Annotated in this window: 21 protein-coding genes and 1 tRNA gene; 13 read left to right on the top strand and 9 right to left on the bottom strand. The window is 41.4% G+C overall.

From position 1 onward, the window contains the following. Window positions 1–164: 164 nt before the first annotated feature. From BUE31_RS05450 to rpsO, 3 genes are all read right to left on the bottom strand, one after another. Window positions 165–434, bottom strand: coding sequence for a hypothetical protein (locus BUE31_RS05450; protein WP_073400965.1), 270 nt, complete (start codon window positions 432–434; stop codon window positions 165–167). Window positions 435–665: 231 nt separating this feature from the next. Continuing rightward, entirely contained in the window at window positions 666–2,795 is a 2,130-nt protein-coding gene (gene pnp, locus BUE31_RS05455) for a polyribonucleotide nucleotidyltransferase (RefSeq protein ID WP_073400967.1), read from the bottom strand. Between the two features lie 132 nt (window positions 2,796–2,927). Further along, window positions 2,928–3,206 (bottom strand): 30S ribosomal protein S15, encoded by a 279-nt coding sequence (gene rpsO / locus BUE31_RS05460; RefSeq protein WP_073400969.1) that lies wholly within the window; start codon window positions 3,204–3,206, stop codon window positions 2,928–2,930. Between the two features lie 398 nt (window positions 3,207–3,604). On the opposite strand from rpsO, the gene BUE31_RS05470 reads away from it, so the two are divergent. Continuing rightward, complete coding sequence (locus BUE31_RS05470; protein ID WP_073400972.1) at window positions 3,605–4,018, top strand: acyl-CoA thioesterase; 414 nt, start codon at window positions 3,605–3,607, stop codon at window positions 4,016–4,018. A 96-nt stretch (window positions 4,019–4,114) separates the two neighbouring features. Here the strand turns inward: BUE31_RS05470 and BUE31_RS05475 are convergent, their stop codons facing one another. Continuing rightward, window positions 4,115–5,056, bottom strand: a complete 942-nt coding sequence (locus BUE31_RS05475) for a TolB family protein (protein WP_073400974.1) — start codon at window positions 5,054–5,056, stop codon at window positions 4,115–4,117. A 99-nt stretch (window positions 5,057–5,155) separates the two neighbouring features. Between BUE31_RS05475 and BUE31_RS05480 the strand changes: the two genes are divergently transcribed. Beyond that, window positions 5,156–5,623, top strand: a complete 468-nt coding sequence (locus BUE31_RS05480) for an Lrp/AsnC family transcriptional regulator (protein ID WP_083619333.1) — start codon at window positions 5,156–5,158, stop codon at window positions 5,621–5,623. A gap of 102 nt (window positions 5,624–5,725) precedes the next feature. On the opposite strand, the gene BUE31_RS05485 is transcribed toward BUE31_RS05480, so the two are convergent. From BUE31_RS05485 to BUE31_RS05500, 4 genes are all read right to left on the bottom strand, one after another. Next, window positions 5,726–6,838: a hypothetical protein gene (locus BUE31_RS05485; protein WP_073400975.1), complete on the bottom strand. Its 1,113-nt coding sequence runs from the start codon at window positions 6,836–6,838 to the stop codon at window positions 5,726–5,728. 154 nt (window positions 6,839–6,992) lie between these two features. Then, window positions 6,993–8,126 (bottom strand): hypothetical protein, encoded by a 1,134-nt coding sequence (locus BUE31_RS05490; RefSeq protein WP_073400977.1) that lies wholly within the window; start codon window positions 8,124–8,126, stop codon window positions 6,993–6,995. Further along, on the bottom strand, window positions 8,126–8,758 hold the full coding sequence (locus BUE31_RS05495) for an ABC transporter ATP-binding protein (protein ID WP_073400979.1): 633 nt from the start codon (window positions 8,756–8,758) through the stop codon (window positions 8,126–8,128). Before BUE31_RS05495 ends, BUE31_RS05490 begins: the two co-directional genes overlap by 1 nt. 516 nt (window positions 8,759–9,274) lie before the next feature. Beyond that, window positions 9,275–10,939 (bottom strand): D-arabinono-1,4-lactone oxidase, encoded by a 1,665-nt coding sequence (locus BUE31_RS05500; protein WP_073400981.1) that lies wholly within the window; start codon window positions 10,937–10,939, stop codon window positions 9,275–9,277. A gap of 593 nt (window positions 10,940–11,532) precedes the next feature. On the opposite strand from BUE31_RS05500, the gene BUE31_RS05505 reads away from it, so the two are divergent. From BUE31_RS05505 to BUE31_RS05550, 11 genes are all read left to right on the top strand, one after another. Then, a complete protein-coding gene (locus BUE31_RS05505; RefSeq protein ID WP_073400983.1) occupies window positions 11,533–12,456 on the top strand; it encodes an NADP-dependent oxidoreductase in 924 nt (307 codons plus the stop codon). A 272-nt stretch (window positions 12,457–12,728) separates the two neighbouring features. Continuing rightward, on the top strand, window positions 12,729–13,517 hold the full coding sequence (locus tag BUE31_RS05510) for a PASTA domain-containing protein (protein WP_073400985.1): 789 nt from the start codon (window positions 12,729–12,731) through the stop codon (window positions 13,515–13,517). Continuing rightward, window positions 13,501–13,803 (top strand): rhodanese-like domain-containing protein, encoded by a 303-nt coding sequence (locus tag BUE31_RS05515; RefSeq protein WP_073400987.1) that lies wholly within the window; start codon window positions 13,501–13,503, stop codon window positions 13,801–13,803. Before BUE31_RS05510 ends, BUE31_RS05515 begins: the two co-directional genes overlap by 17 nt. Window positions 13,804–13,814: 11 nt before the next feature. Then, a complete protein-coding gene (gene mltG, locus BUE31_RS05520) occupies window positions 13,815–14,870 on the top strand; it encodes an endolytic transglycosylase MltG (protein WP_073400989.1) in 1,056 nt (351 codons plus the stop codon). After that, window positions 14,870–15,277: an acyl-CoA thioesterase gene (locus tag BUE31_RS05525; RefSeq protein WP_073400991.1), complete on the top strand. Its 408-nt coding sequence runs from the start codon at window positions 14,870–14,872 to the stop codon at window positions 15,275–15,277. Before mltG ends, BUE31_RS05525 begins: the two co-directional genes overlap by 1 nt. Before the next feature lie 10 nt (window positions 15,278–15,287). After that, window positions 15,288–16,256: a YihY/virulence factor BrkB family protein gene (locus BUE31_RS05530; RefSeq protein ID WP_073400994.1), complete on the top strand. Its 969-nt coding sequence runs from the start codon at window positions 15,288–15,290 to the stop codon at window positions 16,254–16,256. 189 nt (window positions 16,257–16,445) lie between these two features. Then, window positions 16,446–16,532, top strand: a tRNA-Ser gene (locus tag BUE31_RS30950). A gap of 246 nt (window positions 16,533–16,778) precedes the next feature. Then, a complete protein-coding gene (locus BUE31_RS05535; protein WP_083619336.1) occupies window positions 16,779–18,266 on the top strand; it encodes a MocR-like pyridoxine biosynthesis transcription factor PdxR in 1,488 nt (495 codons plus the stop codon). 120 nt (window positions 18,267–18,386) lie between these two features. Then, window positions 18,387–18,809, top strand: coding sequence for a cupin domain-containing protein (locus BUE31_RS05540; protein WP_159440638.1), 423 nt, complete (start codon window positions 18,387–18,389; stop codon window positions 18,807–18,809). A gap of 300 nt (window positions 18,810–19,109) precedes the next feature. Further along, entirely contained in the window at window positions 19,110–19,547 is a 438-nt protein-coding gene (locus tag BUE31_RS05545) for a nuclear transport factor 2 family protein (RefSeq protein WP_159440639.1), read from the top strand. 108 nt (window positions 19,548–19,655) lie between these two features. Continuing rightward, a complete protein-coding gene (locus tag BUE31_RS05550; protein ID WP_073400998.1) occupies window positions 19,656–20,228 on the top strand; it encodes a YceI family protein in 573 nt (190 codons plus the stop codon). A 432-nt stretch (window positions 20,229–20,660) separates the two neighbouring features. On the opposite strand, the gene BUE31_RS05555 is transcribed toward BUE31_RS05550, so the two are convergent. After that, a complete protein-coding gene (locus BUE31_RS05555) occupies window positions 20,661–21,512 on the bottom strand; it encodes a class I SAM-dependent methyltransferase (RefSeq protein ID WP_073401000.1) in 852 nt (283 codons plus the stop codon). Window positions 21,513–21,532: the final 20 nt, after the last annotated feature.

Raw genomic sequence — 21,532 nt, forward strand, 5'->3', positions numbered from 1 at the left:
TAAAAACGTACGATTTTGATGCAGTGGAGTGTTCGTTTGCGGAGGGGTCGTGAAGAGGTTGTAAGGGTTGTAGTTGTTGGAAGGGTTATAGGGGTATTGTTGAAATAAGTTCTATCTTTCGGACTTCCGGACTTCCGGACTTTACTGACTTTCGGACTTCAAAATTAATCACAATTCAATAGCAGGTCGTAATACTTCTGCATTAAAACGGTATCGTAATTAACAAGGGAGTTATAAGCTTCAGAAACAAGCTCATTCAGGATAGATGAGCCAAGCTGCCCACCTCCATTAGGAATGGAATCATAATAAGTAATCAGTTCTTTAACCCTTATAATTTCATATAATAACAACTGTACTAAATCCGCTTGTGAGCCCGATTGTATACCCGCTGAATTATTGATAAAATCTAAAGGATCGTTACTACTAGAAGCCATTTTTATATTCAGGGATCGGACTTAACGGTTTTATCAGTTACTTCAAACTAAATGAAGTTAAAAAAGTTGTATTTTGTTTTAAAAATATAAAAATAAATTATTTTAAATATTAAAACCCTCATAATGAGGGTTTTAATATTTAAAATAGCTAATTATGCTGATTAAGTGAGTGGTTGATTAAGTTAAAAACTTTTAACCTAATCAACTTAATCTAACTCAATCAACTGCTCACTAATTTTTAGGAGCTTCAGGGCGGGGCAACAAAACTTTACGTGAAAGTTTCAGTTTACCCTGCTTATCAACATCAAGTAATTTCACGCGTACTTCATCACCAATTTCAAAGATGCCGTCCATTGTTTCAATCCTGCGATGATCAATTTCAGAGATATGCAGCAAGCCGTCTTTACCTGGCATAATTTCAACAAATGCACCAAACGGCATTATTGATTTTACTTTACCTTCGTATATTTCACCAACTTCAGGTTTTGAAGCAATGTTTTTAATCCGGGTAACCGCTTTATCAATAGCTTCCTTGTTATCAGCAAAGATCTGAACAACACCCTGGTTACCTACTTCTTCAATTGAGATAGTAGCGCCGGTTTCGCGTTGCATTTCCTGGATGATCTTTCCACCAGGTCCGATAACCGCACCGATAAATTCCTTATCAATCCGGATGGTAACAATACGCGGAGCATGTGGTTTGTAATCCTCACGCGGAGCCGTAATGGTTTTAGCCATTTCACCTAAAATGTGTAAACGACCATCCTTAGCCTGGTTTAACGCGTTGGTTAGAACTTCGTAGGATAAACCGTTTATTTTAAGGTCCATTTGTACAGCAACAATACCTTTTTCAGTACCTGTTACCTTAAAGTCCATATCACCTAAGTGATCTTCATCACCCAAAATATCGGAAAGGATAGCATATTTTGTACCCATTTCGTTGGTGATCAAACCCATTGCGATACCTGATACCGGTGATTTGATTTTAATACCCGCATCCATCAGCGCCAATGTACCGGCACAAACCGTGGCCATTGATGATGAACCGTTTGATTCCAAAATATCAGAAACGATCCGGATAGTATATGGATTTTCGTCATCAGCAGGCAATACCTGTTTTAATGAACGCATTGCCAAATTACCATGACCAATCTCGCGGCGACCAGCTCCCCTGTTAGGGCGAACCTCACCAGTTGAGAAACCAGGGAAATTATAGTGTAATAAGAATTTTGAATAGCCGTTTATAAACGCGCCATCAATCATTTGCTCATCGTCTTTAGCGCCTAAGGTAACGCTGGTTAATGATTGTGTTTCACCACGGGTAAACACAGCAGAACCGTGAGCAGCAGGTAAATAACCAATTTCGCTCCAGATAGGGCGGATCTGAGTGGTGGTACGACCGTCTAAACGTTTGCCTTCGTCTAATACAAGGTTACGGATAGCATCATACTCAACATCATGGTAATATTTTTTGGCTAAGAATTTGGTAACGTCATCAATCTCGCCTAAAGTAGCGATATAAGCATCACGAACTTCTTTAAATTTAGCTGAACGTTCATCTTTTGCTGATGCAGAAGAAGCGATAGCGTAAACCTGCTCATAAGTAGCAGCATAGATGGCTTTTTTCAAATCCTCGTTGCTGTTCTCATGGCTGTAAACACGTTTTTCAGTTTTGCCAACTTCAATGGTTAGTTCTTTTTGAGCTAAACACTGAATTTTGATAGCCGTGTGCGCAAATTTAATTGCTTCAACCAGCTCATCTTCCTGGATCTCTTTCGATTCACCTTCAACCATGTTAATATCATGCTCAGAACCTGCTACAATAAATTCTAAAGTAGCGGTAGCCAGCTGGCTTAACGTTGGGTTGATAATTAACTGACCATCAACTTTAGCAACACGTACTTCGGAGATAGGGCCGTTAAAAGGAATGTTTGAAACTGATAAAGCTGCTGATGCTGCCAAACCGGCAAGGCAATCAGGCATAATATCTTTATCGGCAGAAATTAAAGAGATCATCACTTGTGTATCAGCGTGATAATCTTCAGGGAACATCGGGCGTAGTGCACGGTCAACCAAACGGGAGATTAAAACCTCGTAGTCTGATAAACGGGCCTCGCGGCGTAAAAATCCACCCGGAATACGTCCGGTGGCAGCATATTTTTCCTGGTAGTCAACAGATAGGGGTAAAAAATCAACTCCTTCTTTTGCTTCCAATGATGATACTACTGTAGCAAGCAACATGGTATCACCCATTTTAATTACCACAGAGCCATCGGCTTGTTTGGCCAACTTACCGGTTTCGATCTCAATGGTGCGGCCGTCACCTAAATCAATAACCTTTTTAATTACGTTTAAACTCATCTTTTTTTTGTTTTGATGCACTTTTCATCTTTCGGAGCTCATCGGTTTTTATGTGTGTGTGTAAATATTGTTTCAAAAGTAAAAAAGCCATCCAGATAAATCGGACGGCTTTTTATAAAAAAATAAGAAAAGTTATTTGATGATATCCCTTAGCTGTAGGGCTTTGATGATAGCACGATATCTTTCAATGTCTTTTTTGAACAGGTATGCAAGTAATGCACGACGTTTACCCACTAATTTTTGCAGTGATAACTGGGTTGAAAAATCATGTTTGTTTTTTTTCAAGTGACCGGTTAAATGTGCAATACGGTAGGTAAATAATGCTACCTGACCTTCGGCTGTACCTGTATCGGCAGCGCTTTTACCATGTTTTGCAAAGATCTCTGCCTTTGCTTCTGAACTTAAATACATTACGTGAATAATATTAAAGCGTAAATAACTCTATTAATTGTGGGTGCAAAGGTAAGTTTTGTTTGTGGAATATACAAGGGTTAGGTTGAATAAGTTGATTGAGTTGGATTAGGTTGATTAAGTTGTAAAGGTTGGAGTGGTTGTAAAGGTTGATGGTAGGGTGGCGAGGCTTCGGGTCTGTCTGTGCGCGTTATTTTCTGAACCATGATTTACCTGATTTATGGATTTGAGGATGTTTGGCTGCTTTATTTTTTATCGTGGTCATCTTTCAATCCTTTAATCATGGTTCAAAAAAGAGGAGCTATCGCTAACGCAAAATCCATATCTAAACTTATTCAACCTAATCAACCAATTACCTACCTTTACAACCATTACAGCATTTATAACTTCTACAACCAATGACCACCCTCTCCACCTTCGAAACTGAATTCCGCGTTCGGCCTGATGATATTGATATGTTTCATCATGTGCACAACAGCAAATACTTTGATTATGTGCTGGCTGCCCGGTATGATCAGATGGAACGCTGTTATGGCATGGCAATGGAGAAGTTTTTAGAGCGTGGCTTTGGCTGGGTAGTAAGCACCGCACACGTTGATTACAAGCGCGCCCTGACTATGGGCGATTACTTTATCGTAAAAACAGGCATCGAAAGCATGAATGATAAAGGCTGCCGTGTAAAATTCAGTATCACCAATAAAGCTACCGGCAAAATTTGTTGTGATGGTTATTTTGATTATGTGATGATTGATATGGCAACCGGCCGGGGCTTAAAGATTCCTGAGGATGTTATTGAGCAGTATATGATATAGATGTGCGGATTTTTGATGTGCAGATGTGCGGATGTAAAAAGCAGTTTATCATTCAAATCAGCATCCGCACATCTGCATATCCGCACATTCGCACATCTATTTCCTCAGCTTCTCTATCACCTCAAAATCTACCGTATAAATATCAGCCAGGCTATTCCCGATACCTTGAAGTCTCTTATTAAACTGTTCCATATTTTCAGCTTTTGAAGGTGTATCTGCCCAGCGGTTGCGGGTGCTTGAAAAATAGAACCACTTTTTGTCCCGCGTAACTTTTGGCGACCATTCTATCCCATCAGAGTTTAAAGGCTCGGGCAGTTTTATGGCTTTTGTCCACACACCGTTTTTGTTATAGCTGATATAAAAATCAAGGTGCGCTGAAGTGGTCGTGCTTGAGTTATAGATGAGATACGACTCATCTGGCGATATAAAAGCCTCATAATCATTACCCGGCGTGTTAATGGCTTCGCCCAAATTTTCGGCCGGCTGATATTTTCCATTCTCGTAACGGCAGCGCCAGATGTCGCTCCCGCCAAGCCCGCCCTTCCTTGGCGACCCGAAATAGATGCTGCCATTATCGGCAATGGTTGGATAATACTCATCTGCTTCACTGTTCACTGGCGCCTCCATGCGTACAGGGTCGCCCCACCCTGTTGCCGAAAGCGTTACCTTCCAGATATCCGTATCATCTTTTACCGGGTCGCCTTCTTTAAGGGGGCGGTTTGACATAAAGTACAGCGTTTTACCATCGCGGGCCACAAACGGGTCAGCATCCATATATTTCCCGGAGAAGGAGGCAACCTGCGCCGTTGTCCATTTGCCATTTCGTTTATACGACACACAAATGGCCGATACTTTTAAATCATAGCTGCATTTGATAAAGTAAAGAGTATCTCCGGTTGGTGAAAACGCAGGGTGCGATTCGTAATCACCTTTGCTGATAACACCGGGCTGGAAAACCTGCGGCACATCGTTTTTATTTTGGGCGGATAATAAACCGTGCACAGAAAGGAATAAAATAAGAGTAGTAAATAGTTTCATTTTTAAATAATTGGTTAATCAAAGTTATTTGCCTGCTCTACATCTTGTCTTTGAATATCAAAGCAAATACTATAAATTGCATTAATTTTTAAGGTATTTATGGATAAAAACTCAATAAGCAAAGCAATAGGCGAATTAAACGCAGCCATACTACAGGAGCTTGAACAAGATGCGCGGATGTCTATAACCGAAATCGGCAAACGGGTAGGCTTAAGCGGCCCGGCAGTAAGCGAACGCATTAAAAAGATGGAAGACGAAGGCATTATAACCGGGTACACCACCAATTTAGACTATGACCTGATAGGCTTAACGGTAAATGCATTTATCACCCTAAAATCAAGCCTTACCCATGCGGGGGTAATAAAAAAGATAGCAGAGATCCCCGAAATATTGGAGTGCTACAGCATAACCGGTCACAATTGTTTAATGATGAAGGTTGCCACCCCCACAACTAAACGGCTTGAAGCCATTATAGGGCAATTACAGCAATTTGGAGAGACAAATACATCAATTATTTTATCGGAGACTTTTGAGAAAAGGGGAGTGTTTACCCCTATGTTATTATAAGATATGAAGCAATTGCATACTATACAAGGCGGCTAGAAGATTGTAGAACCTGCACAGTTCGCGATTGCTTCGTACCTCGCAATGACAAGTTTTATAATCAGCTCAATCCCCTTGATCAGCCACAATACGTGATCTATAATAACATTTCCAAAATACCCCAAACGAAACGACCAAATTCAACACCACCAGCACCAGGAGCAGCTTAAATAAGATCAGCCAGAAAATGACGACAAACAGGAAGAAGATCCAGAGCATATATTTTTCCATATCAAGGCCGATATAATAAAGCAAGCAATGGAAAAGCATAGCTATACTTATCCCGGCAAGCAGCAGTTCAAAGGCTATTAAAGGGTTGAACCTGCTGAACAGCCAAATGCTTTCGGGAAACATCAGGATCAAATAAACTCCGGCAAAACTGCCAAACAATCTTACTCGACTATAAGGCAGGTTACGGGTAAAGCTCAGCCATTTTTCCTCAAAACTGCGTTCTTCAAATATCAGCTTAACATGGGCTACCACCACGGCCAGCAAGGCAATTCCTGCTACGCGGATATCATGCGCAACATCGGCAAACAATAAAAAAAATCCGGTTATTAACAAGTATGAAAGTGCTTTGGTAACCAGCCAGGTAATTTTATGCTGATCAAACACGTGATAAATAAACAGACTAAACCAGGGCTTGCGCCATTTACTGCTCAGGGTTAACATCCATCCTTGCGTGCTGCCATCTACCAGTTTATTTACGGTGCCATGGTATAATATGGCGCTTAAGCCGGCAAGTAAAAACAGGTATGCAATAATTGCTAAAGGGATTAGGTAATAATGATGCGCTAGCCCCACTCCTGCTGCAATAGCTCCGTAAACGGAGATGGGCAACAGCAAAACCAGCTGCAAATAAAACCAGCTTTTAAATTGCCTGTTTTTTGTAAAAGCATTGCTGCTGTAAAATAAAAATTGCTGGTTAACTGCCGTTATCTGCCCTATAACATAATGCCAGCTTTTAATGGTGTAAATAAGCCAGCAGGCAAAAACCACCACCATCATTAGCGGACTGCTTACCAACGTGAGCATTAAAGTTTTATGATAGTTCAGCAACTGCCCCGGCTCAACCATGCCGAACATCACAAAAAAACCAACACACAGGATGCCAGCATGCGCCCGGTAAAAACCTGAAGCGAATATTTTTAAGAGGATGTTGGTTAGTGGTTTATTCATGTTTTAATAATTCAAGTTTAGAGCGGGTCATGCTGAGGCACTCGAAGCACGTGGGCAAAGGCCTTAGCACACTACTTAGCAAGCGAACAGGCCTCTGCGCACATCCTTCGAGTACCTCAGGATGACACCCATTTTTTTTCTTAATTTGTCACTTTCATTCTAATTCTTCCCTATAATAATTATAATAAAACAACATAAACGAAACACCTAAACACGCAGGGATCAGCAGCCAGGTTAGCCCAAACAATATCACAAGTGAAATCACAAAAAACATACCCAGCAGCCATGGCAGGTATTTATTCATGGCCAGCCCTATCCGGTATAAAATGCAATGAAACAGCATGGTAATTCCCAATAACATCGCTAATAAACCTATCGCCATAAAAAACTTGAAACTGATAAAGATCCACACGCATTCAGGGAGCAGCAATATTAAGTAAGTAAGCACCTGCTGAACATATAACTTACTTAAACCATATGGAAAATTGCGGGTAATAGTTAAATATACCAAAGCGAAGCGGTGTTGCTGATAGATCAATATTGAATGCGCCATAACTATGCCCAAGACAGCAAATGCGGCAACACGGCTATTGGTATAAGAATCGCTAAAGGAAAACATGATACTGATGATGGCCAGGTACGACAGCAGCTTTGTAAACACGAGGGCCATCTTCAGCCTGTCGAATACATGATAAATAAAGAGGCTATAAAATGGTTTACGCCAGTTTTGTCCCCAATTTATCAGCCAGGTTTGCCCGGCATCTTCAACCAATGCGTTTAGTTGTTTGGTGTAGATGAGTGCGGTTATGGTTATAAGTAAAAAGGTAAATAAAATAATTACCGAAACCATACCATAATGATGCAAAACCAACCCTATTACCGAAGCAAGCAAAGTGTAGCACACAAACGGCAGGCTTATGATGAACTGCGTATAAAGCCAGCCTTTAAACTGCTTACCCCGCCCGGCAGATAATATGCTGTAATACAAAAATCCGTGGTGCTCAATCCGCAATTGGCCGGATACATACTGCCAGCTTTTTATGGTATAAAAAATCCATACCGTAAAAAACATCAGCATCATACCGGGGCTGCTTACAAAGGTTATCAGGATCATGAATTGATAATACAGTTCCTTACCCGGTGGCAGCAGCTTAACATCGCCAAGGGTGTTGATAAAAAAGCAGTAACTAACCAGTATTACGAACAAAAAAATAAGCAGGCCAGAATTTACTTTATAAAATCCCCTGGCGAAGATCTTAATCAGTATATTGTTCAATGGCTGCTGCATTAGCGGGTAAATTGCAGCGTTTGTCCATCCACCAAAAGTTCGCCAGCATCAAGGTGTTCATCCACATCCAGCGCCTGGTGCGATGACAGCATAAAGCTAACACCTTTATCATGCTGTTCGCGGATCCAACTATACAGAATTTTTAACGATTCGGTGTCAATGGTTATCAATGGTTCATCCAGTAAGATCAGCTTAGGGTTGCCAAGGAACGCCAACACCAGCGACAGCTTTTTCAGCATGCCGCTGCTATAAGTGCCAATGGGCCTATCTATATAGCTTTGCATTTTCATACTTTCGATAAAGTACTGCTCCTGCCCTGCCGGTGCATCTTTGGCAGACGAAAACAGGTTTACCATTTCTTTCCCGGTTAAAAACTCCGGAAAAAGCGGCTCGGCCTCGGCAAAGTTTACCAGTTTGCGGTAATTAACAGGTTGTTTTTTTATGCTGATGCCGCCGTCAAGCACAATATCGCCATCGAAAGCTAAGATCCCGGCAATGGATTTAAGCAAAGTGCTTTTACCGGATCCATTAACACCTTTTATCCAATAGATCCCCGGCTCAATATTAAAATCGGCAATTGTTAAAGCAGGAAAGTTCCCATAAAATTTTTTGAATTCTACAAAATGCAGCATGCAGGAAAGTTTTTTGTTAGATGTGGGAGAAAGGGGATTGTTACAGGGATGGATTTCTTTAATTACCTGGAATTTATTTCCAGGTCCACATAGTCTTTTTGCGGGCCGTAAAGCGCTGCATTGTAACAGATGCGTTGCTATTCAGAAATAATTTTGCAATCGATTAATAATTCCTCATATTTAGATGAAAGTTTTTTAACCTAAAATTACACGTATGAAAAAAACAAATTTGATGAATCTAAGATCAGATTCTAAAAACATCCTCTCAAGAGCGCAAATGAAAAATATTAGGGGAGGAAATATCCCTCCGGGATGCGTTTGCAACTCCGACACTATAGATCCGCATTACCCACCCCCACCGCCACCGGGATGTACCACCTATCAACCAGCCAGTGGCGCGTGTTCACAGGATTATCATTATCTCCTTTGCTGTTAAGTAATCACGCTGAAAGAAGCAAAAACAAACAAAAAGCGGCTAATCGCCGCTTTTTGTTTATACAGAAATCCCATCAATAATTATACTACAGGAATCCCTAATTTTCCGCGCCAGTAATCGTTTACAAAAACCTGCTTAGGGTCCATTGTGTTTCTTAAAGTCATCCAATCGTTCCATTTCGGGTACCTTGCGGAGATATAGGTTACACCTGGTGTACCATTAACCGTGTCGGGGATGTATTTACCCCAATGCGGGCGGTAATTAAATTCCGCTAGTAAATCCCAGAAACTTTGGTAAAACGTTGCCGGGTCGCCCTGGTTATAGCCGAACCAAAACACATCGATCCTGATCACATCCTGCTGGTACGAAGGGCTCAGCCAAAAATCATTATGCCTGGCTGCATAAATTTCACAGCTAAAGCTAAGATCGATGGTAATTGGCTGGGCATCGTAATAAGCTTTCAGCTTATCCATCACCTGCTCCGACTGGTTAATATCTATCCATAATTCTGTAAACCAAACCGGCATCAGTTGATCGCTCATCTGGTTATCCATAGGCAGGCCTGTGTACCAGCGATCTGAGAATAGCTGCGGCCCTTTATTTTTATTAGTTGGCGTATCAACGGTAACAAAAATGTCCATAATAGCCGGGAAGATCTTTGTTGGATAGTTACCCTCTACCAAAAGTTTAATAATTTCATACTCTAAATGATTTTTTTCACCAAAAAGATTTTTCAGCCAGGTGGGCCACTGGCCTATAGCCCTGTATAAAAGATTAGCCGCTATATTGGCAGGAATAGGGCTGCCCAAAAAATAGGGCACTTCTTCATAAGGTTTTAATCCGTCAGCAGATGGTTTCTCGCCCATTAATTCATAAGCATGTTTTGCCCAGTCTGCAGCCCCGGCCTGGTCTGTACGGCTTGCCTGCCAAACTACCATTCGTGACAGGTCTGTGTTCGGAACGTTGTTTTGCTGTGGCCACCACATTAAACGTGTATACTGGGTTTGCTCTAAAAAAGTTTGCATGTTTGGTAATTCGGGCGATGTTCCGAACAGGTTGATCAGGGAACATTTATCCGCGTATTCAATAGTTTCAGACCCCTCGATATAAAATTGAGGTATGCAACTAAAAGTTGCAGATACAATAACGCCAAACAAGCCCATGGAAGCTATGCCTACCGCATAAAACGGGTCATCAGGATCACCAGAAGTGGGCTTTGTAAAAGTAGTTACTGCAGCGTGTCCCCCCTGGCAGGTAACTACGTCAACACTCACTATTGCATCTTCGAAAGAAAATTGAGTTGAGCCACCAGAGGAAGCGGTTGACAAAAATCCCCCGACAGTTTGATGGGTTATGCCGCCAAGGTCGGGCAGTGCACGGTTTAATGAAGGATCACCTGCATTAGTACCAACGTTATCTAAATAATAACATAAGGAATTTTCTACGGTAGAAATGCCCGTCGGATCAAAGGGATCAACCCCCAGATGGCAACCGGCCTGCACCCTTACAGTGTTGTGGTCAGGCATCACCACCGCATACATTTTGGCAAGCATTATATACTTGTAGGTCTTTCCGGTTGATGATTTTTGCTCTGTCTCCAGGTCTCCAATTAATGGGAATGAGTGGCCTGAGCCGCGAACGCAAATGATTTCGTTGTTGTTTGATGCTTCATTTACCAGCGTAATTACATCGTTATTGTTTTCTGGCAACCAGTAGGTTGCTCCGTTTACAATTATGGTATCCATTGTTAAAAGGTTTAAGTTTCGGCCAATTTAACTAATAATTATTTAACATCACAAAATAATTCAGCTGCCAATCTTTTTTTTATTCATTGGTAATAAAATATTTACAAATGAGTAATGTTTTACATTTTTTTTCTTCATTGGTACAATTTGTAACCCACGGATAAATTTACAGGAGTTTAAGATTAAGCATGTTTGAAAGATTTATAATCCTTCATTTTCATTGCCACAACGCTAAAAAAATTACCAGGGGCGGAGCCTCGACCTATATTGTAACAACGGATTTTAATCCGTTGGCTATAAAAAGAACCATAGGTTCGGTACATATAAACACTTCCTAAGATCGATATGCATTGTGCCGATGGCACTCAGTACTTGTGCTAGTAGTTCTCAACGGGTTGAAACCCGTTGTTACAAGATGTATCGAGCCGAAGGCTCTTACTGTAAGAGACAACGAATCTTTCGAACGTTTATAATTTATAATCCCGACCAACATTAGAAATCAAATATCAGCGCTTAGTAATATTCTCTGGTGTATTACTTACTTTAAAACATTTATATTAGGTTCACGTTGGAACGTTTAAACATAGCAACTCATGAAGGTAATCCAATTTGAAACATATGGCGACTCAAGCGTACTTCAGCTAAAGCAAGCTGACAAGCCGCAAGCCGGAGAAAATGAAATTTTAATAAAAGTAGCAGCGACTACGGTAAACCCCTTTGATATGAAGGTTCGCTCCGGGTCGATGCAAAAAATGATCCCCTTGAATTTACCATGGGTTCCCGGTTCTGACGCCGCCGGTACTATAGAAGCCATTGGCAGCGGGATTTCCCGTTTAAAGGTGGGCGACAAAGTATTTGCCACCACCTTTGGCGGAACGTATGCAGAATATGTTGTTGTTAAGGAAGAACAGGCTTCATTGATCCCAAAAAACGTAAGCTTATCCGAAGCAGCAGCCCTGTCTATTCCAATAGTTACCTCTTATACCTTCCTTGTACAAGGCGGTGAGCTAAAGGGCGGCCAGCGCGTGTTAATCCACGGTGCCGCAGGTGGAGTTGGCGGAATAATGGTTCAAATGGCAAAAGCATTAGGCGCTTATGTTATCGGCACCGCTTCGGGCGAGGGGCTTGATCTTGTCAGATCTTTTGGCGCAGATGAGGTAATCGATCATAAAAAACAGGATTTTACTGAACTGGTAAAGGATGCCGACCTGGTAATTGATCTTGTTGGCGGCGAAACGCAGGCTAAATCCTTCATGGTAGTAAAAAAAGGTGGCAAATTATTGAGCGCGGTTATGCCGCCTTCGCAGGAACTGGCACAACAGTATGGTATCACCGCACAATTTATCTCGTCGGAAGCATCCTATAAAAAATTAGAATTTGGCGCAAAACTGGTGGAAGAAGGTAAAATTAAAATACAAATTGCCAAAACGTTGAAGCTGGAAGATGCTGCCGAGGCACAGGATCTTTTATCGGCAGGCGGGGTTAATGGGAAGGTGGTGTTGATTGTTGCGGATTGATTAAGACGGGAATTAATCTATAAGGCAGACTGTTGATGTTTGCTGCCGTTGTTGGTGTTGTCACCAACAACATATGATGCATGTGATGTGCACATAGCCGTTGACACATCTGCTGTAAGATAACCTCCGGCTTCATCCTGCTTGTTGGTGACAACACCAACAAGGGCGGAGCTTTTCCTACGAATAACAAATCCGAAATCGAAAATCCGAATTCCGAAATTTTTCCCTTATGTTTGATTCCAAATTGACTATAATCATCCCTATACAAACAGATGCGTAAATTTTGGGCTTATTTAAAAACTGTACAATTCCGCACCAACCTGCTGCTGGCCGTAGGCACTGTAGTAGTTGTTGTTATGATAGTGTTCTTTAGCTTAAGCTTTTATACCCGGCATGGTACAGGCATCCCGGTGCCGCAGCTCAAAGGCCTGCAGGTTGAAAAGGCAATGAGTTTATTAAAAGAGCAGGGGTTTGAATATAAAATAGATTCAGTTTATGTGCTTGACCAGGCGCCTGGTTCGGTTGTTGAGCAGGACCCTGATCCCGGCACCAATGTTAAAGAAAACAGGACGATCTACCTAACCGTAGTTACCCGCCTTGCCCCCAACGTTTCTATGCCTGATCTTGAACCCTATACCTACCGCGAAGCAGTGGCAACGCTGGCAAATTATGGGTTAAAAGTGGGTGACACTACCTATAAGTCAGACATAGCGCGGGACAGGATCCTTGAAATGCGTTTTGGCGGACAGCCCATAAAAGCAGGCAGCAAGATCCCCAAAGGCTCAAGAATTGACCTGGTATTGGGCAACGGCGAGGGCGCAAGCGAAGTGGAGATCCCTGACCTGCTAAATAAGGATTTTGATGAGGCCAAATTTGTAATAAAAAATGGCGGTTTAACCATCGGCACCATAACTTACCAGGGTGCTATAACCGATTCAACAAGTTTAGTGGTTACAGCACAATCACCCAGGAAAACCGACTCGTTAACAAAAACAAGCAACGGTACCCGGATTAACCTTACAGTTTCACAAGGTAAAAAAACTGATGTCCCCAATCAATAGCAAGGAATTACTTACCAGGATCCAAAATGGCGAAAGTTTAAATTTGCTTGATGTTAGAGAAAGTATAGAGTACCATACTTATAACATCGGAGGTACAAATATGCCTTTATCAACGTTAAACAATAACATAAACCAATTAGGATATAACAAAACAGACGAAATTATTGTTATTTGTAAAGTGGGTTTACGAAGCCAAACTGCAACAACAATATTAACTGAGCATGGCTACCTGCAAGTACGTAACTTAACCGGTGGTTTAATGGCAATACAAAAATTAAAACAATAAAATATTTTAAAATGACAGCAAAAAAAGCATCATCAGGCGGAACCTTTAGAAAGTTTATTGTAGCTATGGTGATCATACTTATTATAGCACTTGGATTTACCGGACTAAACTACTACCTGAAATACTTTAGCCCCAATGTAACCGACAAACAGGAATATCTTTACATCCATACCGGTTCTGATTTTAATGCCGTTTATAAAACCATACAGGAACAGGGAATGGTTAAGGATACCGCCAGCTTTTATAAGGCTGCCGAAAATATGAACTATGTGAGCCGCGTTAAACCGGGCCGCTATCACCTGCGCAATGGCATGAGCAATCGCAAGCTGATAAACATGCTGGCATCAGGCACACAGGAGCCGGTTACCCTCAACTTTCATAACTTAAGGCTCAAGGAAGAGTTTGCCGGCTTTGTAGCTAAAAAGATAGAACCGGATTCAACCGCTATTATCCGTTTGCTGGATTCAACAAGTTTTGTACAACAATATGGCTTTACAACAGATAACTTGTATACCATGTTTTTGCCAAACAGCTACCAGCTATACTGGAATACCACGCCCGAAAAGTTTTTTAAGCGGATGTACGCCAACTATGAAAAATTCTGGACCCCGGAGCGCAAGCAAAAGGCTGCTGCAATTAACCTTACGCCTATAGAAGTTTCTGTTTTAGCGTCTATTGTTGATGCCGAGGCTTTGCATGACGATGAAATGCCAGCAGTGGCCGGATTATATTTAAACCGCCTTAAAAAAGGCATGAAGCTGGAGGCCGACCCCACCGTTATTTTTGCGCAAAATGATTTCACTATAAAAAGAGTGCTTAACCGGTACCTTTCTATAAACTCGCCCTATAACACATATATGCATACAGGTTTGCCTCCGGGTCCAATCATGATGCCATCGGTTAACGCGGTAAATTCGGTGCTTGATTACCAGAAAAATGACTATATTTATATGTGTGCCAAAGCCGATTTTTCAGGCTATCATGCATTTGCCACCAATATGGCAGATCACCTGGTTAACGCGCATAAATTTCAGCAGGCGTTGAATGACAGAAACATCAAAAAATAATGTTTGAGCATTCTACCAAATTAAGGGTGCGGTACGGCGAAACCGACCAGATGGGCTATATGTATTATGGTAATTATGCCGAGTTTTATGAGGTGGGCCGCGTAGAAATGCTGCGCAGCCTTGGTCTTACCTACAGCGGTATGGAAGAATCAGGCATTATGATGCCCGTTTTAGAGTTGAGCTGCAAATACCTGAAACCGGCATTGTACGATGAAGAAATAACTATAAAAGTTATAATGAACGAGATGCCCCGGATAAAGATCCACTTTAAATATGAGCTTTATAACGAAAAGCAGGAGCTGATAAATACCGGCGAAACCCTGTTGGTGTTTATCAATATGAAAACCAACCGCCCCTGCCTTGCCCCGCAGGAATTTCGTGATAAATTAAAGCCGTTTTTTGAGTAAGTTTGATTAAATGAAGTGGACACATCGTCTTTTACTCCGGTTTAAGTTTTACCAAAGATTTATCAGGTGGTCAAAGTCATACATACTGCCGGGTTTTGATCCTTTGCCCTTATATAACGTGGCCTCCTTTTTTTCGCATGAGATCCAGCAGCGTACATTATTAAACAAGGCATCGGCGCTTGCATTTAACTTTATGCTGGCATTTTTCCCGGCCACTATATTTTTGTTTACGCTTATCCCCTATATTCCTATAAAAAACTTCCAGGGGCAACTGCTTTCCCTGCTTTCAACTCTTTTGCCATACAACGCCTATATGGCTTTCCAGGCAACCATTGAGGACATTGTACGGATCCATAACGGGAAGTTCTTATTGTTGGGATTTGTATCCGCCTTATATTTTGCGACAAACGGGATCAGTAATTTAATGCAGGCGTTTAACCGCTCGTCACTTATTATTGAAAAACGGACGTGGCTGAAACGACGAAGCATAGCGCTGGCGCTTACCGTAGTAATAAGCGTGGCCCTTTTAGTTGCCATTACATTAATGACCGCCGGCGAAGCCCTGATAAGCCTTTTAAAATCGCATGTACAGGAGAAAAGTCCTTTTTGGATCTATTTGCTAACCCTTTCGCGCTGGATAATTATAATAGCCATATTTTTTGTTTCCATATCCTTATTATACCGTTACGGGCCCGCCAATAAACAGAAATGGAAATTTTTAAGCACAGGCTCCATAATGGCAACTATCCTGGCCATATTAACCTCCATGGGCTTTACTTATTACATTAACCACTTCTCATCATACAACAAGGTGTATGGTTCATTAGGCGGCCTTATTATATTAATGCTGTGGCTTTACCTAAACTCGCTGGTGCTGCTGATAGGTTTTGAGCTGAATGCAAGCATAGAATATTCAAAGCGGAACATAAAAGTGGTGAAACCAATGTTCAACAGCTTTCGTCAAAAGCCGTCGGAATAAGAAATTTAATGCGTTATAACAGCTTTTTTAAGCAGTTTTTAACAGGTGTTAACAAGATAAATTTTTGACCTGGCATATAAATCAGCCCAAAAATAGCGCTCAAGACTCAACAAATCAGCAACTTATAACTAAATAAAAAAACTTCACATCAAATTTGCCAATTCGCCCCGGTTTTGTACTTTTGACCCCGGAGAGCTGGCAGAGTGGTCGATTGCGGCAGTCTTGAAAACTGTTGAACTGTGAAAGGTTCCTGGGGTTCGAATCCCTAGCTCTCCGCTTAATAAGATTTTAGAACATCAGGCCTGTAGATTAATATCTGCAGGCTTTTTTATTCCCATTTCCCCAGGCTTTATCTATCTCAAATCACCATCGATGGTCTTTAATCGTTTTCATTATTAGTGTTAGAGAACATATATCCAATGTGACCTTTTATTTTCATGATAAATAATTTAGCTGGTACAAAGTTATTCCTATATTTCTATCACTTATGGGACCAGTTCACCAAACTGAAATATAACGGTAATGAAAAAAACAGTAATGATACCATTCCAGACACTGCTTGTGATCGATAAAAACAGCAGAGTGCCTGCCTATCTGCAGTTGGCCAATAAACTAATTGTGCTGATCCAGGAAGGCAAGATGCTTCCCGGTGGAATTTTGCCAGGTACGCGACAGATGGCAATAACGCTTCTAATCAACCGTAAAACAGTGACCCGGGCTTACGAAGAACTTATCGCGCAGGATTGGATCGAAACCATGCCGCAAAAAGGATACAGGATCATACCTGAACTACCAGTGATCAAACCACGCTCCTTCCAACCTAAAAATAACTTTAAATCGTCAGATCCTCACGAGCAGGAAAGGATGGAGATCCCCAACGCTTATTTTAACCTGGACTACAATACATTAAAAGGTTCGGATATTGTTGTCAATGATGGCTATCCGGACATCAATCATTTACCCTATAACGAACTGTTGAAACAGTACCGGAAACAATTCAACAAAAAAAACCTGAAACAGCAAATGACCCTGAGGGATGATGGGGGAATCCAGACGCTCAAACAGGCCACCTGCAATTTCCTGAATGAAACACGCGGTATCAATATTTCAGAAAATGAAGTGGTCATTACACGAGGCGCTCAGATGGCCATTTATATTGCTGCTTGCTTACTGTTGACTCCAGGGGATAAGGTAGCAGTAAGCGACCCCAATTATTCTTTCGCTGATAAAGTACTTAAAAATGCAGGCGCGGCGTTTGTAAACGTGCCTATCGATGAGGAAGGGATGGATATGGATTATCTGGAAACACAACTTAAGCGCGGAGAGATCAAGTTGCTGTATATCGTTCCCCATCACCACCATCCGACAACCGTGACCATGAGCGCCTCACGCAGGCTCAAATTATTGCAGTTGATCAGGACCTACCAGTTCTGGGTGATCGAGGATGACTATGATTACGACTTTCATTTTAAAAACAGCCCCATTCTCCCGTTGGCAAGTTCTGATCACGGGGGAAAAATTATTTACATCGGCTCTTTTACCAAACAGCTGGCACCTTCTTTTCGTATTGGCTATATGGTTGGTGCACCTGCAATTATCCGGAAGGCAATTAACCTGCGGCTAATGATCGATCTCCGCGGCGATACATTTATGGAACAAACCGTCGCAGATATGATCAATAGCGGCGACCTCAGCAGGCACATCAAGAAAACCAACAAAATATATGCACACCGTTGCGCATATACTTGCCGCCTTCTACAGGAAAAGCTAGGTGATAAAATAAGTTTCAGGCAACCTTATGGCGGACTGGCTATCTGGGTGAAATTCAATGTACAGAATAACATTGAACAGCTTATCAAAAAAGCCGCAGCTTCCGGACTATATTTTATCAGCAGTATCTATGTGAATGAAGGTGATCCAAACCATAATGGCCTTCGGTTTGGGTTTGCCTCGTTAACCGAGGATGAAATAGAAAGGGCTGTTGATATCCTGTCCCGCTTGGTCATCTAAATCTAATAAACCAACTGGCCCAATCATATAGTTAATTCTGGACCCAAATACGGGACCATTACTGATATAGTTTTGCCATAACAAATGCGATTAAAGCATTTGTTAGCAATAAAACATTATATGAAAAAGCTATCAATTTCTCTTTTCGCCCTTTGCGCCTTCTTAACGACGAGCGTAAAGGCGCAGGTTCATGACGAAAACTCTCCGGTGAAGATCCCACCGCAGGTCATTTTTAAACAACTTATCCAGTTGTCGGGTATCAAAGAACAGGAAGTAACAATGGCCATCGTTACTTATTCCCCCGGTGAAACATCCTCAGCGCACAGGCATCCCATTCCAACCTTCGGCTATGTTCTGGAGGGTGAAATAGAATCCACCTTTGAAGGTAAAGTTTATCATTATAAGCCAGGTGACGCCTTCTTTGAGGAACCAAACGGTCTCCACTCCGGAACAAGGAACGTCAACGAAGATAAACCGGCAAAACTGCTCGCGTTTTTCGTCGGAGATAAGAATAAACCAATCATCGTACCGGAAAAAAAATAATTTTTAGCGCGAAAACCGATAAAACGAGCATCAGGTTTTTATCATTTAAACAGGAACCATATGTACACGACCATTTTTTTCATTACAAAATTAGTATCCCTTTCTTGCGTAGCAGTGATCATTTACATGGCTATAGCCGCCGGAGAATTGGATGGTCACGAAGGAACCATTTATTAATTCATCGCATCAAATACAAGTTAAAGGACTAAGCGGGTTATCATTCGTCCCGTAACTTAAGTAAAACGAATGATTAATTAAGAAAAGTAACAAATTATGAAACATTTAAAAAAAATCCTGCTCATGGTACTATTAAGTTCAACAAGTATGGCATTCGCACAGAGTGCTAAGGAAAAAAAATCGATCGAAGCCGAGGTAAGGAAACTTGACCTGGCACAGGCGGATGCAAATTTTAAAGGTGATACGGCTGCTATTAACAGTTTCTGGCCGGATGACTTTATCATTAACAATCAATTTAACCAGGTAGATGGCGGAGAACGTATCCGGAAAGGTATTGTAACGTATTCCTCCTTCATCCGGAACATCGAAGTAGTGCGGGTACATGGAAATACCGTCATTGTAATGGGTAACGAAACGGTGGTACCTAAGGGCACCTCCCCGGACGCCGGTAAAACATGGCACCGCCGTTATACCGATGTATGGATGAACGTGAAAGGCAAGTGGTGGATGGTCGCCCGTCATGCCCATACCGTACCGCCACCACAAACGACTAATGGTTAATAAACGCCATATAGTTAAATTCCTAATCATGCCATGAGCATGATTAGGAATTATTTGCAATTAAAATACCGATTAACGAAAGATTTACTTAAACAATATTCTTAAATTATGAAAAAACTAATGATACTTGCGGCAGCCATTATAATTCGAACGGCTGTTTTTTCCCAGACCTGGAAAGCTGACAAAGGCCATTCTCACGTCACTTTTACCATCACCCACCTTGCCATATCTGATGTTGACGGTTCATTTACCGATTTCGACGCTACGATAACCGCTACGAAACCGGATTTCAGTGATGCGAATTTTAATTTTAGCGCTTATACCAATTCCATTAATACGAATAACGATTACCGTGACAAAGACTTGAGGTCCGAACATTTTTTTGAGGTCGAAAAGTATCCTGCAATCGTTTTCTCAAGTACCGGAATAAAACCAACCGGTAAAAATCACTATAAGATAACCGGAAATATGGAGCTGCACGGTGTAGTTAGGCCTGTCGTATTCGACCTCGTTTACCGTGGTACTGTGGTTAACCCGAATAATAAAAAGATAACTGCCGGATTCATTGCTACTGGGGTGATCAAGCGCTCGGTTTTTGGCTTTGCGAGCGGATACCTGTCAGCGGCACTTAGCGATGAAGTTACCTTTAAAGCCTCCGGAGAATTTACGAAAGTTGATTAATAGTCTGTAAATTATCCCCCTTCTTTCAATAGATTAAAGTAGATAAAATTGTCAAAAGCTATTAAGGGGGCAAAATTAACAAGCGACCTTTTAAAACTGATTCCCCGCTACGAAAATGAAACTTTTAAACCGTTAACTCAAACTATTTAGCTACTGTTGGAGGCGCATTAATACGACAAGACTCAGATAAGTTTGATTATATTTTGATTGGTAATGTAGCAATTGATTAAATCCATTTTTGATTGCTTATAATTTCTCTAATAACTTCCAATATCCCATTTAAGTGTTCTAATAGGTTCCCGTTCTCTCCACAAAAAAAGCCCTGTAAACAAATTTACAGAGCTTTTTTTATGTTTTACATGGTAAGACATCTAACGGCGCAGTTAGAATTAATATTTTTTTTGTTGACTGTAATTCTTCCGCATGTCGGGCCTATACTGTTGCCAGTAAGAATATTTCTCCGCTTGCAGGTAAAAGGCCATCCGGTCTGTTAGCAAAATAGCGCTGTTCCAGGTCTTTGGTTGTTATTGTTTTAACATCAGTAAATCCCGCTTCCTTTGCTAAAATCCGGATTTCATCCGGAGTAAAAAAACTTATCATTGGTGTTCCTGCTTTAAGAGCGCCTTTTTTAGCCCTTTCCTGCATGGGTTTATCTTCTTCGTCAAGAAACTCCATCCGCAGGTAAAATGTCATTGCCAGCTTAGAGCCTGGTCCAAGCGTTGCTATTTTGCTTAGCGTATAATTAATGGCCTCTGCTGTGAGATACAAACTAACTCCCGTACAGGTAACGACAGCTGGTTTTTTAAAATCGAAATTGGTCATGGATAGTTCTTTCCACCAGGAAGAAGTTTCAAAATTAACCGGAACAAAATGTAAATAATCAGGGATGCCAAAGCCAAGTTCATTTAATCGTTGTTCTTTCCAGGCTAATGTATCGGGTTGGTCAATTTCATAGATCTGAAGATTAGCAGCAATACCAGGTCTGCGCTGGGCAAACGTATCTAATCCTGAACCAAGAATCACATATTGACAAATTCCTTGTTTGCTTTGCTCAATAATTAAATCCTCAATAAAACGGGAACGGGCTACAATAGAAGCCCGGAGGCGTTTAGTAAATTTCATATCTGGTCGCTCTTGCCAATTGTCAGATGGATCTATTAATTTCAAACCTATTTCGTCCTCAAGTATATGCGGCTCAGCATCCACCTGCACATGCAATGCTCTCCATAAAGCTGTTCTTACCGCGGTATTGTCCGGCTCTGTTATTCCTGTATTTTGTTGCATTTTCTATATTATCAAAAGTT

The sequence above is a fragment of the Mucilaginibacter sp. OK098 genome, from assembly GCF_900142915.1.
In the GTDB taxonomy this organism is placed as follows: domain Bacteria; phylum Bacteroidota; class Bacteroidia; order Sphingobacteriales; family Sphingobacteriaceae; genus Mucilaginibacter.